Source organism: Mesorhizobium sp. P160219, assembly GCF_057786095.1.
In genome coordinates this window covers 5,804,051-5,817,638 of sequence record NZ_JBYNWG010000001.1, presented here as the reverse complement: position 1 = coordinate 5,817,638, position 13,588 = coordinate 5,804,051, and the positions used below count along the sequence as shown (strand labels likewise).

Below are 13,588 nucleotides of genomic sequence, written 5' to 3'. Positions count from 1 at the left end.
CATAAGCTCGTGTTCATGACGGCGAGCCGTCCCTATGAAGCGGGGCGGACGAGGCGGCGGATTCCGACACGAAGGATTTTTTGTCGGAATCGTCGAGGTCGCGCGCCATGGCTTTATCTGGGTAGGACAGAGTGGAAAAATGTGGCGATGACAGGCATGGTATAAGACTGCCAAATCCTCGGAGATATCGGTGGATCAAGCTGACGTTGTTGATGTCGAGCATCACTCTGTAGATGAGGCTCTGGGCGCGTTTCGGTCACTCGGAGATTCCGACACCCGAAACTTGGGCAGGGTCGCGGACTTTTTCGCCGGCAGGGGCAATCTTGCCTCGGCACAGGAGCTCATTTCCGAAGCCTACGTCCGCATCGCAGATGGAGCGAGACAATGGCCCGTGAACGACACGTTTGCGGTATTCTTGGCCGGCGTTATCAGGAGCCTCGCATCCGACAAGATGTTCTTGAGCGATACCCGCAGGGTGCCGCGGATCAAGGGCGGGTACACAGTCGTCGAGCAGGACAATTTATCTCAGGTCGAAGACGCAACCGACGCGAGCTCCGTCAAAGACAAGATTCTTGTCGAGGAAATGTACACCCAGTTGGAGCATCATTTTGCCGAAGACGACGAGATGATGCTGCTCGTAATGGGTATTCAGGAAGGCCTGCGCGGCAAGAGTCTGGAGATTGCCGTTGGCGTGGACACCAAGCGCCTCGCGGCACTGCGCACTCGCTTTCTCAGGGAGCTGAAAAGCTTCATTGCCGTGCGTAGCGCGGAGGAAGGACAGTCACATGGCTGACCGGAAAAAGGACAAACTGGATCATCTGATAGAATTCATCCTGGACGACGACTCTCCGGTGGAAGCGGAAGACAAAAACTACGCTGACCTGTTCGACGGCGCATTGGCTTCCGGGGAGCAGCGATTGGCGCGCGCTCGTTTAGATCGCGCGAAGGCAGGTGTTCAGGCAAGCAAGCAGGAGGGGGGCAAAGTGCTGGATCTCGCTGGCGCTCGTCGGCTTCTCGAACGCGCGCGGGCCGGTGATGCGTCTGCCCAGGTAACGCTCGCTGCTCGCTTCGGCGACGGATCATTGGACGGAGATTTCGACATCATCTTGGAAGGGATCGCTGAGTTGGAGGCGGATCAACGTGAAGAGGATTGATCCCCTGCCTCGCAACCTCGCCCCAGACGCACTTCTGAAATCGCTGGGCATCGTCGACCCCGCCGATTTGGACATTGAGGCAATCGCCTACCACGTAGGTTTGAAAGTCAAGCACAAGCCGCTGAAGTGCTGTGAGGCAATGATCACCGGTATGGGCGATCGAGGCATCGTCTTCGTTCAGGAAGGCACCATGGCCGCCCGTGGCAGGTTCTCGATCGCCCACGAACTGGGCCATTGGGCCAGAGACCGAGGTCAGACCGTGGCTTGCCGGTCTACCGATATCGGCAGGTTCTCCAAGACCAACGAGGTGGAGAGGGCTGCGGATCAGTATGCAGCCGATCTGCTCATGCCTTGGTCCATGTTCAAAGCGATGTGCAAGGAAAACCCGAAGCTAGACCTGAAGACCCTCAAGGCGGTAGCTGGCCTGTTTCAATGCAGCTACACGGCGACCTTGATCCGGATGATCGACAGCGATCTCTATCCGAACGTGATGATGGTCGTTCACAAAGCCGGCGCGGGCCGGAAGTGGTTCAGGGCATCCAGGGAGGTTCCAAGCTACTGGTTTCCGCGCGAGGACCTTGACTCGGAAAGCTTCGCCTTCGAATTACTTCATAACCCCCTGGCGCGTGACGAGGGTTTTCCACGAAAGATCGGTGCTGACGCGTGGTTCGATCGGTCTGGTGTCGATCAATACGAAATCACGGAGCAGTCTTTCCGTGTGCCTGAAGAGGGCGTTGTGACGATCCTCCGGCTGCAGGAACGGATGATTGGTTTCTAGCTGCAGGGCTCAATCCGCGCAGGCGGTATCTAGCTCCATAGCTGTCTGCAAGAAAGACCACCGGCAAAGTTGAATCAAGCTCACGAGCTGTGGGCTTTGCCGGTGTGGTAGCGTTGCCAGAAAACGCGCAACTGCTTTGCCCAAGGCGCAGTTCTTTGGACGTTTGGCCGGCAGCAGGCCAGAGCTCATGATGTGCGGAGCTTCGGGTGATGGCGGACTCGACCGGTGTCCCTTACGGCGATGGCTATGGCGGCGCTAAAGCACTTGATACAGCCGTTCTGCCTCGGGTTGCCGGGCGCGATTTGTCATTCGACGCGATGCTGATCTGCCAAGGCGAGTTTGGCGTTCGTGCTGCGCAGTCACAGCTTCCCCCAGCACGCTCGAGAGAATGGTATCGCGCTTCAGCGCCTTGAGGTGGCGTGCCCCCGAGAGGGCCATCCCGCAGAAGTGAGACATCCAAATTATAGGTCGAGACGTCGTACTTGCGGCACAGATAGGCGGCAGACAACACCGCTTCGAGAAGCGGCTTCGATTTATGCCTTGCTCTTCTCCATGGGCAAGAAAGGCCTTAATGCGGATTAGAGCGCGACGGCATCCTCGCTACCTCTAGCGATCGCGAGCCAGTTGTGTAAGAGCTAAAAGTCCGTCGATGCCACCAACAGCAGGATCGGCGGTCCAACGGTTTTCCAAAAGAGCGGACACCTGTGTAAGATATGATGATCGCTTGGAGACGCGCTCCGGAACGCAGTTTGATCTGTCAAAGTTTAAAATTGAAGCGCTTGAGCAATGTCCAATAAGGCCTTGGCTACAGGTCCATCGCCCTATGCAGATCCCCAACCGGAAGATTTCTCCACGATGACAGTATATTGGGGCATGCTGGCACCAGCAGACATCAAGCCGGCGCGCAGAAGACTGACGCTCGAGTTGGGGCGGGCCGTCTTGCTCTATAACGACGCGGCGGCGCCCGGCATCGGCGGTATGTGGTTCATCCGCCAGGCAGCACTTGCCTTGTTGGGCATTCGGGTAGCAATGGAGTTCTCCCCTGCCGGCAGCAAGATCGAGGTCACAAACGCAATCGAGGCCTTGGCCTGTTGGTTCGGATATAGGAAACGCAACTGGACCCGTGGCGACTGGCGGCTGCGAGGTCCGCGCAAGCTGCAAAGACTGGAGTACAGCAACAGGACCTGGAGTTTCGAGACACTTAAGGATCGGGCGTCCTATGTTACCCAGCCAATGCGCATGGGTTGCGTGGAAGCACTAATGGGGTTGGGTCTGGTCGATGCCAGCGGGACTCGTTTCAACGGATTTTCCATTAATGCACGTGGCCAGCAACTTATTGATGCGGTTTTCGATGGGCGCAAATCCTTGCCAGACTGCCTCGTCAGCTGGGTCCGTGGTCAGGAGGTCGAGTTCACGTCTTCGCTACGCGTCCAACTCGATCCGACCACTGAAATCAGAGAGGCGGCGCGCAAGGTGATGCGCGAGGCTCTGTCCTTTCCGATCGATGCCGACCGGCGACTGAATGCCATGGCCTGGCTGCGCAGGATTGATGCGGGGGAGGGATTCGGCGCTCAGCCGCATATCGCATGGGAGGTTAGGCCGACCGAGATCGCGGAGGATCACTGGAAGGACATGCGTGCTGGGGCGACGCTCATGCAGACCCGCGATGCCGCCATCAATGTCGTCGCTGAGATCGAGCAGTATCTGGTCGCTCACAAGCGCATCGATCTGTCCCAACCGGTCCCTGAGAGGCTCTCCGATGCGTTGAAGCAATGGCGCGAACAGGCGCACCGTTTTCGCGCTTTGGATGGCCATGGACCAGACGGGGCAGCGACCGACGCATTGAAATTTTGCAACGAGGCGCTGCAACCGGATGAGCACGCGATCACTATGTTGGTGAAGCGCGAGAACCACATGCTGCGCGTGGCAGGCCGTGTAGTGGAGCCAACGTCCGCATGGCGAAAAGAGGCCGCGCTTTCCATTCAGGACGCAAGCGTCAGTGAGGTCGATCCAGCGGATGTCGAGGGCAGCGCGCCCCTGCGCGCGGAGCGCGACGTGCTGCCGCCGGACATCTCGGTTCGCATGATTTATTTACGTCGCCTGACGCTTGATCTCGAGGGGCGGTTGGGCGCATTCATCGCGGCGCAGGGGCAGCGATGATGACCGATCCGCACCGTTCCCATTCCCTTATCGAACATGCCGCTCCACCCCAAGGTATGAAGGGCCATGCCGGCTGGGTATGCGGCTTCTCTGCAGATGCCGGCTGCATGGAAGCCTTTGTCGAAAGCTTCACCAGTCAGGGCAAGCGAGAACGCGCCGATGGCGGCCGGACTTACGTCTGTTTGTGCCTTGATCGTTCGCAGCCCCAGATTGTGCCGGGGGCCGTGCCGGGAATGCTACACCTGCCATCCCGCAAAGATGCGCCGCCCTACCGGCTGATGCACGCCAAGGTCGCCTTGCTGGCGTTTCGGAACGAAGCTGATCCGAAAAGATGGGCTTTGCGCGTGCTGCTGACCACCGGCAACTGGACGAGGCAGACTACCGAGGACAGTATCGATCTGATCTGGCGGTTGGACGTTACCGCCGATGATCTTGCTGGACCGAGCGCAGATGGCAAGCTGGCTCAGAACGTGACCGACATGGCTGCGGCGCGAGATTTCTGGCGCTGGCTGCGGCTATACTATCAATGTGGCCTTTTCGACAAAGCCGCGAAAGCGAACACCCAGAGAGCGCCATTCGATGAATTGGAGCGCTGGTTGGACAAGTTGAAGCCAGCGGCCGATACGACTCCGCGCTTCCTCGACACTAGGCGACAGGCCCTGATCACGCAACTGGTCGCGCGCGTTGCTACCCTGGCAGGGCCGAAGCGGCGCAACACCCTTGCTTTGGGGTCCGGCTTCTGGGAGGGCGGGCTGGGCACCGGGCTTCCTGTCGTGCCATCGCGCATCGTCCAGAAGCTTAAAGAAGCTGAGCTGCTTACGCGAAACCCGGAGATCACCATGATTTTCGAAAACGAAAATTGCGCCGCCCTTGCAGATCAGCGTGTCTTTAAGAGTATGAGCGACGCAGGCTGGATGCTGCGGCCACCGCTTAAGGAGAAGGATAACAGACGCCTTCACGCCAAGTTTCTGTTTTCCGCGAACTGGCAACAGGGCAGCAACCGGTGCAGTTCGGCTTGGGCTTATCTGGGTTCGGGCAACATGACCCCTGCCGGCTTTCTTCTCGATCCACGCAATGGCGGAAATCTCGAAACTGGGATCATCACGCCGGCTGATGGTCTACACTGGTACGAAGACAAGAGATCCGGTGTGACACATGTCGGCAAAGTCTTGCCCATCGACTGGCATACCCAGATCACGGACGCCTCTACGCTCTCTGCGGGAGAAGGGCCGCCCGAGCGCGAAGCGCTCTTTCTCGCTGCTCCGGTATCGCATTTGCTTTGGACCGAAGACGTGACGGGTAATGTTCTGGCCGTGCCTGCGGGCGAGGACAGGACTGACCTCATCGTGATGGGGCTCGACGGTGAGGCTTTGCCGCGCGACGCGGAGGGACACTTCCCCTGGGCGGACGAACAGCCTGCGCATGTGGGCGTGGGCCAGAGCAAGGTTAGTCCGACGATACAAGTGCCGGTGCTGGACAAGCATTCGCGGCTTGCCGCCCGTGAATTGGAGCCGATCGATCTCGAACAGGCCATTGAGCTTCTGGCGCACTTCCCTTCGATGCCCGAAGTCGGCTCCGACGATGACGGGGATGCGGACACTATTGCGTCAATTCCAACCCTGCACGGCGGAGCGCGTTCGGAGGCGCGATATGCCATTCGCCGGACCATGGAACTGATCGAGGCGGTTGCGACGCGCCAGACTATGGTACCCGATGTGGACTGGATGCGCTGGACGCAAAGACTTCACTGCGTGCTAATCCAACTCGGGAGCCTACCTGGGATCGGCAACGATAATGCAGCCCGCAGCCGCAAGAGTGCTCTAGTTGAGGCCCTGCTGGCGCTGGAGGTCAATCCACTGACATGCCTGCGCGAGCCGCCATTCTTGCCCGACTACGTTGAGCCCAGCAGCCAGGCATTTGCGGCCCTTGACGCTGCCCTTGAAGCCGCCGAGGCCAATTGGGGCGTAGCAGAGTTCGTAGGATTTGAGGGGTAGGTTTACCATGCCGGGTAGGAGAAACACATTTGTAGGGTGGGATGCCACTGCTGCCTCTATCGACGCTGCATTGCCGGTTCCGCTGGCCTATCTCGATGAGGGCCAGTTCGCGAGCCTAAAGGTTCTGGCCGCATCCATGAAAAAACATGGCGCAGTGCTCGCCGACGAGGTGGGCATGGGCAAGACCCGCATCGCAGTCGCACTGGCACTAGCCGTCAAGCGATGCGGTGGTCGGGTGGCCATTGTCGTGCCGCCAGTGGTTGCGCCGCAATGGCGTGAGGAATTCGGCAGGGCCGGTGAGGCCAGTAGGGATATGCTGCGCAGCTTCGACGGCTTGATAGGCGAATACGAGGCCAAGCACGTGCCGCGCATGGACGACCCCATTGTCATTCTGTCTCACCGATTCGGGGATCTGCGTGCAAAATCGGAAGGGACGCGGTGGCGTGCTGATCTACTCAAGCTGGTGGTCCACAGAGCGACCCCTGGTCTGCGGAAGGGGGTTGCGCAGGCGCCATGGCCCCACATGGATGCCAGTGCGGCAGCCGAAGCGATCGGCAAGGCCACGCAGAATTGTGTCGCGACCCGCTACGCCGTTGATGAGATTGCGATGAAATTTCGCAATATTGCTGATCGCGCGGCGCTCGATGATCCTCGGTCGGATCGGTTTGGCAACCATACCTCCGAGCTACGCTTGCTCGAGTCCTGTCTTGGCCTCGCGCTCGGGGCCTTCGATCTTGTCATCATTGATGAGGCGCACAAGACGCGGAGCGAATGGGGCAAGCTTGAGGCCCTGCTCGGCCGGGTAATCCTGCGGCGTCGCGGGCACGCTCGGGTGCTTGGGATGACGGCAACTCCCGTGGAACTCGAAGTCGGTCAGTGGAAGAGCACGCTCCGGCGCGTCGGCATGGATGCGGAAGTCTGGAAGACGATTGAGCCGGCCGTTTTAGAATTCCGCGAAGCCGCTGCGGCGGTGCGGCAGCGCTGGCGTACCGATGCAGAGGCGCGGGACCGCTACATTGCAGCGTCCGAAGCCTTCCAGCAGCGACTTGCTCCATGGGTAGTACGCCGGGACAAGCGACGCGACGAGATCGTCAAGAAGTTCGCTGCGCATGCGTCGAAGGGGATGGACTACCGTCGTAGGCGACTGATCGAGGTCGAACCCGAAAGCTTATCCAAGCACTGGCGCCGGATCGTCTTCGCCGCCGAAGCGCTCTCAATCATCGGACAGGGAGCTGCCGAAACCTCTGCGGCGCGGGCTAGGCTGACCATAAGCAATGGCCACGGAGTAGCGGGAATCATCGATATGCTGGCTAGTCAGCAGGTCAAGGCAGGTCGGCACCAGGCGGAGGAGGCCGAGTCGGATCGCCTTCAATCCGCCGAGGACGACCAAGAAGAAAATGGAGCGATGGATTGCGAACAACATGACACGAGCAAGCGCAAGCAACGCGCGGATTTTTGGAAGCGAACCTTAAAGGCATCCTTTGCCGATGGCGATGCAAGCCTTTATGATCATCCGGTCATGGCCCGGGTTATTCAGGACATTGAAGCCGTAACCCAACACGGCGAGAAGGTACTGGTTTTCGGCCGCTTTACGAGACCAATGCGCATCCTGACCGAGCTCCTCAATGCTAGGGCGGTACTTCGAGCGGTCAGGGGCGGAACGCCTTGGCCGCATGAAAGCACACTAGACAGCGAGCAGAACGCCTTGGTGGTTTCGGCCAGGCAACTTGAAATGGAATATGACCGTCAGTCCCTCGACTCACAGCTGAAACGTGCCTATCGCGAATTCACCAAGTACCGGCAGGAGTTGCGCGACCATCTCGAGGCGCTCGTAGCCAATTGCAACGAATTTGCGGCAACGAGGCAGTCCGCCCTGCTGCACGCCATCGGAAACAGCGAGCGCCGATCCCAGTCTATCGTCCTTTTGGCTCGTGCTATCGAACCACTAGTGCCGATAGATACCGCAGTCACCCGCAGCGATGTGCTCGAAGCTTTCAGGCAGGTGACGAACGCGCTGCTGGAAAACAGAGAAGGTGAAGTCGATCGAATAGCTGCCACTGCCATCTGGCCGGGTCTGCATGACGGGTTGCACGCCGAATACAACAGCCCGCGGGCCTCCTTCGCCCGTATGCTTTACGGCGCAACTCCCCCCGCTACGCGGCGGTTGGTGCAATTGGCTTTCAACCGTGCCGCCAGCGAGCCGCATGTTCTGGTTGCGCAATCCATGGTGGGGCGTGAGGGCCTAAACCTGCACGAGAGCTGCCGGATCGTTGTCCTTTTGCATTTGGAATGGAATCCCGGTGTTGTCGAGCAACAGATCGGTCGCGTCGATCGCAAGAACAGCCACTGGTCGCGCCTGCTTGAGAGAGCGTTGGCGGCCGGCGAAGCAGGGTTGCCGCAGATCGAGATCCGGCCTGTCGTATTTCGTGGGACCTATGACGAGCATCACTGGTCGATCCTGTCTAGCCGTTGGGATGAACAACGCGCCCAGCTACATGGAGAGGTCGTATCAAGTATCGATCGTATGAGCCTAACCGACGAGGACATGAAAGTCCTGCGGATGTTGGAGGAGAAAAGTCCGGATTTCTGGCCTTATCCTCGAACGGATTAAAATCAGCGCTCGACAGAGGTACGGCCCGACGCTGATATTGGTACAACCTATGAAATATTGCGGTCCGACACCTACTAGAACCTCACGGTCCTGGATCATATCGGCGGCTATGAGCAAAAGGGACCAAGCGCTTGAATGTCTGACAATCGGTAGCACTTAGCAGATTTTGACTACTAGTCAGCCAACGAACAAACTTCGGTTGTAGCGCGAGGTTGGCGTCTATGAAGGCTTTTGCAGCATCATCGCTGGCCTCTGAAAAAACCGCCAAAATCCTGTTGCGGCTTCTCCGCAATGCACTATCCCAAATTTTAGTAACTGGTGGGGGACCGCATGTACCGCATAAAGGCTGATACTGGAGAGATTCTCGTCCCGCACAGGTTCGCGGATACCACATACGGGGCGGCCGATCCGGCGCTTGGCCGGGAACGGCATCACATCGCGAATAGGGTGAAGGCAACGACGCTCGACGAACTGCGAACCTACTTGCGGCGAGGCTGGCCGATCTGGATGGAAATCAGGGGCACGCGGGATCGCCGACTAATTTCTGCCGACATCGTGGACGCCGAGCCACCTGCGCTCGGGGATGCTGTGCCTGCGGAGCCAGTGAGCCGACAGGTTTCAATCGAGCATGTTGTCAAACCTGCCCCCGCGCAAAAAGTACCGTCGCAGAGCGCGCCGATTGCAAGCCATACAGAGAGGACCCTGGCATCATCGGGCAACGACAAAGACTACCTCAAGCTCGTTCGGGAGATCTCGCTTGCCGAGCTTGCAGGCGAAATCGAGAATCCGCGCACGCTTCTGATGGGGTCGCACATCTACAAATCGAAGCGGCTCGACATCGCATACGCACCGTTCGACTACGTCAATGCTGGAGCGGACATCGTGATTGTCGGCATCACACCTGGCCGCCAGCAAATGCGGGAGGCTCTTCTCGGGGCCAAACGGGCGATGGCGAGCGGAGCATCGCGCGAAGATATCCTTGCACGAGCGAAGGTGCATGCCAGCTTTGCTGGGGACATGAGAAAGAATCTCGTGAGGCTGATGGATGCCGTTGGCCTCAACGATTGGCTGGGAATTACGTCGACCGCAACCCTGTGGACCGTCGATAGTCAGCGTGCTCACTTCACATCGGCGATCCGCTATCCGGCCTTCGTCGATGGCGAGAACTACAGCCGCTCGCCTGACATGAACAAGGTCCCGTTCTTGTTCGACAAAGCCCGAGAGTGGCTCACCGAAGAACTCTCAGCTTTCCCCAACGCCGTGTTTGTGCCCATGGGAGATATGGTCTCGGAGGTGTTGGCCAGAATTGGCGGCGAAGCCGGAGTTCCAGAGCGGAGAATTCTGACTGGGATGCCGCACGCCAGCGGAGCCAACAACGGCCCCATCGCCTGGTTCTTGGGCGCACAGGGGGAAGAGAACGGTTGGCGTAGGCGCTATGTCGATATCCGGAATAAGGTGACCACGCTTGATCGGCGCCGAGGATACCCTCCCGATTTAGGAGTAGCGCTTCAGAATTTGCCGACATAGAACCTCCCCGTCGGCTTGTCGTCCTTCATCCAGATCAGCGCTTGGGTCATGGAATCGACCTGGTCGTCGTGCTTGCCGTGCGGAAATGCGAGCACCTCAAGCAGGAAGTCATTTCTCCAATGCGCGTCTTTCGGAAGATTGACGTTGCCGTTTTCGATCATCGCGGCAACGCGTGACAGCCGACTTTCCTTGTCGGTTCTCGCTTTTACCGGCGTCGTGCTGATGTCTTGGCTTTCCAAGTCGGCGATGAGGCTTGAGCCAGAGCCGGCATCTTCAATGAGGATGATGTCAGGGTCGTGCTCCAAAAGGGAGTTTTTGACGGCCTTGATGAGGTCTGGATAAGCTGCCCTGACGCGCACGAGATCAAGGAGATAATAGTTGTTGTCGTCCTTGGCCCATGTCGTTCCGACGGAGTAATCGCTGGAGGGGTCGCCCTTAAGGGCGGTGTCCCAGCTTTGAACGATGGTCATCGACCGACGGTCGAACTGATGCGGATCGTAGTCGCGAAACCACACCCTCTTGACCATGTTGCCGTCCGGCGGGGCAGGGGATTGTTGGTATTGCGCGGAGAAGGTGAGCGATCCCAAATCTCGCTTCAGTCTTTCCAGTTCGACGTGTCCGAGCCGGGCGGGGTGCAGCAAGTCGCCAAACTTGCGATCGTACCAGCGATCTTCGCCGGTCTGCACGCGCTCGTCCTGCTCGGCAATCGCCGACAGGTTTAAATGCTCCCAGCCGCCAGTCTCCAGAAGCACGCCTGCCAGGTCGTCGACATGCAATCTTTGCATGACAAGGACGACGGCACCGGCAGCGGGATTGTCGAAGCGCGACATCAACGTCGTGCGAACCCATTCGGCGCATTTATTGCGAGCCGATTCCGAATGCGCGTCATCTGCCTTCAAGGGGTCATCGATAATGATGATGTCGCCACCGCGGCCGGTTAGCTGACCACCGGTCGAGGTCGCCAGGCGCCCACCGCCGAGCGTGGTCTGCAGTTCATTTTCAGTGTTCTTCCGCGGGCTAACCTTGAAGTTCGGAAACATCGATCGGTACCAATCGGTGTTGACGACCGTTCGAAAGTCGTTGGCGTGCTTGACCGCAAGTGGTTGAGCATAGGAGACGCAAATCATTTTCTTCGACGGATCGCGGCCAAGAATCCATGCCGGGAACGCGACCGAGCTGGTGACCGACTTCAGCGATCGCGGCGGCATCGTAATGATCAGGCGCTTGCACTTGCCCGCGGACACGCGCTCGAGCTGATGCGCAATGGCGCGGATGTGCCAGTTGGGCAAATACTTGGCGCCTGGGTCGACAGCGGAGAAAGCCAGCGCCACGAAGGTCGCCAGGTCATCACGGGCCGCGCCCAACAGCAGCTGAAGGGCAGTCGGTGCAACGGGCGAGGATGATGGTCGGCCCGGTAGGGGGAGTGAGACGTTCATTGCTCGTCTCCCTCGTCGCCGGTCTTGGAACGGGTCTCGGTATTGTTCTCTGGCGAGTCCTTGTGGTCGAGATAATCTCGCATCATCTCGACCATTGTTTTCGGATCGAACGGATCGACCTCCGCTTCGGGTTGCCGGCTTTCCTCAAGGTCGGCAGAACGGGATGCGAGCTGGAGGGCGTGGGCAGCCGACCGGAAGTCCCCTGAAAGCGCATTGTTGCGCATTTTGAGGAGGATGGCCTCCAGCGCCGTCACCGTCGTCGTCCTGCCATTCTGCTGGATTTGGATCGGCCCAAAGAGCGTCTCGCGTACAATAGTGTTCATGTTCTTTTTGCCTTTCGGTCGCCCTTTCGGATTGCCTGACATTCCTTTCTGAAACCGGGTTTCAGTCGGAGGCTTGCCGTAGCCTATCGAGTAGTCGGCAGGTTTCCTTCTCCGGGCGGTCACAGTACGCCTCCAAGGATTCCAGGAGCCGGTTGCGCGGATGCTGCTTTGGCGAGTGAGCTGGAAGCTTCGACGCTTCCACGCTGCTCACACAATTCCTCGAAAGTCTCGCCCGTGGTGGCGAGCGTTGCCTGCTTGCCCGTATGCCTTTCGAAGCGGCGGATGATCAGATCGCAATAGACGGGATCGATCTCGATAAGGCGTGCGTGGCGCCCGGTCTTGTGCGATGCGAGTAGCGTGCTGCCCGAGCCGCCAAAAGGGTCCAGCACGACGTCGCCGCGGCGGCTGACGTCGAGCAGAGCGTCGGCAACCAGAGCGACAGGTTTGACGGTGGGATGCGCTTCGAGCTCTTCCATTCGCGAGGTGCCAAAGCTGTTGGCGCCGCGATAGGTCCAGACATTGCTGCGGTGACGTCCATGTTTGCCGAGTTCAACGTTATTGCGATGCGGCTCCTTGCCATTCCTGAACACCAGCACCAGTTCGTGCTGAGAGCGGTAGAGGCTGCCCATGCCGGCATTAGTCTTGTTCCAGACGCACAGATTGAGCAGATCGCCGAACGTCTGTTTACCCGCCAATGTGGTCTCTGCGATATGACGCCAATCCATGCACACGAAGGCGATAGCGCCCGGCTTGCTCGACCCAGCAATCAGTGAGAACGACTGTTCCAGGAACCCTGCGAACTCGTCGTCGGACATCTCGCCGGATGCCATTGCAAATTCCCGGTGGCTCGTCTTGCCAAGCCCGCTGACGTGTCCGCCGATCGGAACGTTGTAGGGCGGGTCTGTGAAACAGACGGACGCCTTCTCCCCCTGCATCAGCGTCTCGAAATTCTCTTTCGAAAGCGCGTTGCCGCAAAGCAATCGATGTTCGCCGAGCAGAAACAGATCGCCGGGCCGCGTTATTGCTGGTCCTGCTGATTGCTCCGGAAGGCCCGTTTCATCCTCTTCCGATTCATCATCCTGATTGTTCGGCGAGAACTCGCTGATGATCAGATCGACCTCTGGGATGTCGAAGCCGGTGAGGCTCACATCGAAGTCGAGGTCGACCAGCGCCTGCAACTCGATGGCCAGGATCTGCTTGTCCCAGCCGGCCTTCTCGGCGATGCGATTGTCGGCAACTATGTAGGCGCGCTTCTGCGCCTCATTGAGATGGGTGATTGAGAGGGTTGGAACTTCCTTCCAACCCAGCAGGCGCGCTGCTGAGAGCCGGCCATGGCCGGCAAGGACGTTGTTCTTCTCGTCGACCAAAACCGGATTGGTGAAACCGAATTTTTCGATGGAGTGGGCAATTTGTCGGATTTGTTTCTTGGAGTGGGTGCGAGCATTGTTTCGGTAAGGGGTGAGGGCGTCGATCGAAACCGTGGTGATTTTGGTGGCCATTTGATCCTCTGAAATTCGTGCGCGCCGCATAGTAACGCGCCTTGTCCAAGAGGTCGCAGAATCGACGATTCGAAAAAATCATCTAAAATAGGCCATACCCGGAATT

10 protein-coding genes are annotated in these 13,588 nt (G+C 58.8%); 7 read left to right on the top strand and 3 right to left on the bottom strand.

Going from position 1 to position 13,588, the window contains the following annotated elements; all coding sequences use genetic code 11:
- Window positions 1-190: 190 nt before the first annotated feature.
- The 7 genes from AC3EMP_RS28105 (at window position 191) to AC3EMP_RS28075 (ending at window position 10,224) form a co-directional block, all read left to right on the top strand.
- The gene (locus AC3EMP_RS28105; protein ID WP_352712084.1) at window positions 191-793 is read left to right on the top strand and encodes a transposase; all 603 of its coding nucleotides are present in this window, start codon (window positions 191-193) and stop codon (window positions 791-793) included.
- A complete protein-coding gene (locus AC3EMP_RS28100) occupies window positions 786-1,154 on the top strand; it encodes a hypothetical protein (RefSeq protein ID WP_352712086.1) in 369 nt (122 codons plus the stop codon). The genes AC3EMP_RS28105 and AC3EMP_RS28100 overlap by 8 nt, the downstream gene beginning before the upstream one ends.
- Complete coding sequence (locus AC3EMP_RS28095; protein ID WP_352712088.1) at window positions 1,141-1,932, top strand: ImmA/IrrE family metallo-endopeptidase; 792 nt, start codon at window positions 1,141-1,143, stop codon at window positions 1,930-1,932. Before AC3EMP_RS28100 ends, AC3EMP_RS28095 begins: the two co-directional genes overlap by 14 nt.
- A 786-nt stretch (window positions 1,933-2,718) precedes the next feature.
- Window positions 2,719-4,092, top strand: coding sequence for a hypothetical protein (locus tag AC3EMP_RS28090; RefSeq protein WP_352712090.1), 1,374 nt, complete (start codon window positions 2,719-2,721; stop codon window positions 4,090-4,092).
- Complete coding sequence (locus tag AC3EMP_RS28085) at window positions 4,089-6,086, top strand: phospholipase D-like domain-containing protein (RefSeq protein ID WP_352712092.1); 1,998 nt, start codon at window positions 4,089-4,091, stop codon at window positions 6,084-6,086. Before AC3EMP_RS28090 ends, AC3EMP_RS28085 begins: the two co-directional genes overlap by 4 nt.
- Window positions 6,087-6,156: 70 nt before the next feature.
- On the top strand, window positions 6,157-8,697 hold the full coding sequence (locus AC3EMP_RS28080; RefSeq protein WP_352712093.1) for a helicase-related protein: 2,541 nt from the start codon (window positions 6,157-6,159) through the stop codon (window positions 8,695-8,697).
- Between the two features lie 330 nt (window positions 8,698-9,027).
- A complete protein-coding gene (locus AC3EMP_RS28075; protein WP_352712095.1) occupies window positions 9,028-10,224 on the top strand; it encodes a uracil-DNA glycosylase family protein in 1,197 nt (398 codons plus the stop codon).
- On the opposite strand, the gene terL is transcribed toward AC3EMP_RS28075, so the two are convergent.
- The 3 genes from terL to AC3EMP_RS28060 are packed head-to-tail and all read right to left on the bottom strand — an operon-like array spanning window position 10,206 to window position 13,482.
- Window positions 10,206-11,660: a phage terminase large subunit gene (terL, locus tag AC3EMP_RS28070; RefSeq protein ID WP_352712097.1), complete on the bottom strand. Its 1,455-nt coding sequence runs from the start codon at window positions 11,658-11,660 to the stop codon at window positions 10,206-10,208. The two genes, AC3EMP_RS28075 and terL, sit on opposite strands and share 19 nt — an antisense overlap.
- Complete coding sequence (locus tag AC3EMP_RS28065) at window positions 11,657-12,106, bottom strand: DUF5681 domain-containing protein (RefSeq protein ID WP_352712098.1); 450 nt, start codon at window positions 12,104-12,106, stop codon at window positions 11,657-11,659. Before AC3EMP_RS28065 ends, terL begins: the two co-directional genes overlap by 4 nt.
- The gene (locus AC3EMP_RS28060) at window positions 12,103-13,482 is read right to left on the bottom strand and encodes a site-specific DNA-methyltransferase (protein WP_352712099.1); all 1,380 of its coding nucleotides are present in this window, start codon (window positions 13,480-13,482) and stop codon (window positions 12,103-12,105) included. The genes AC3EMP_RS28065 and AC3EMP_RS28060 overlap by 4 nt, the downstream gene beginning before the upstream one ends.
- Window positions 13,483-13,588: the final 106 nt, after the last annotated feature.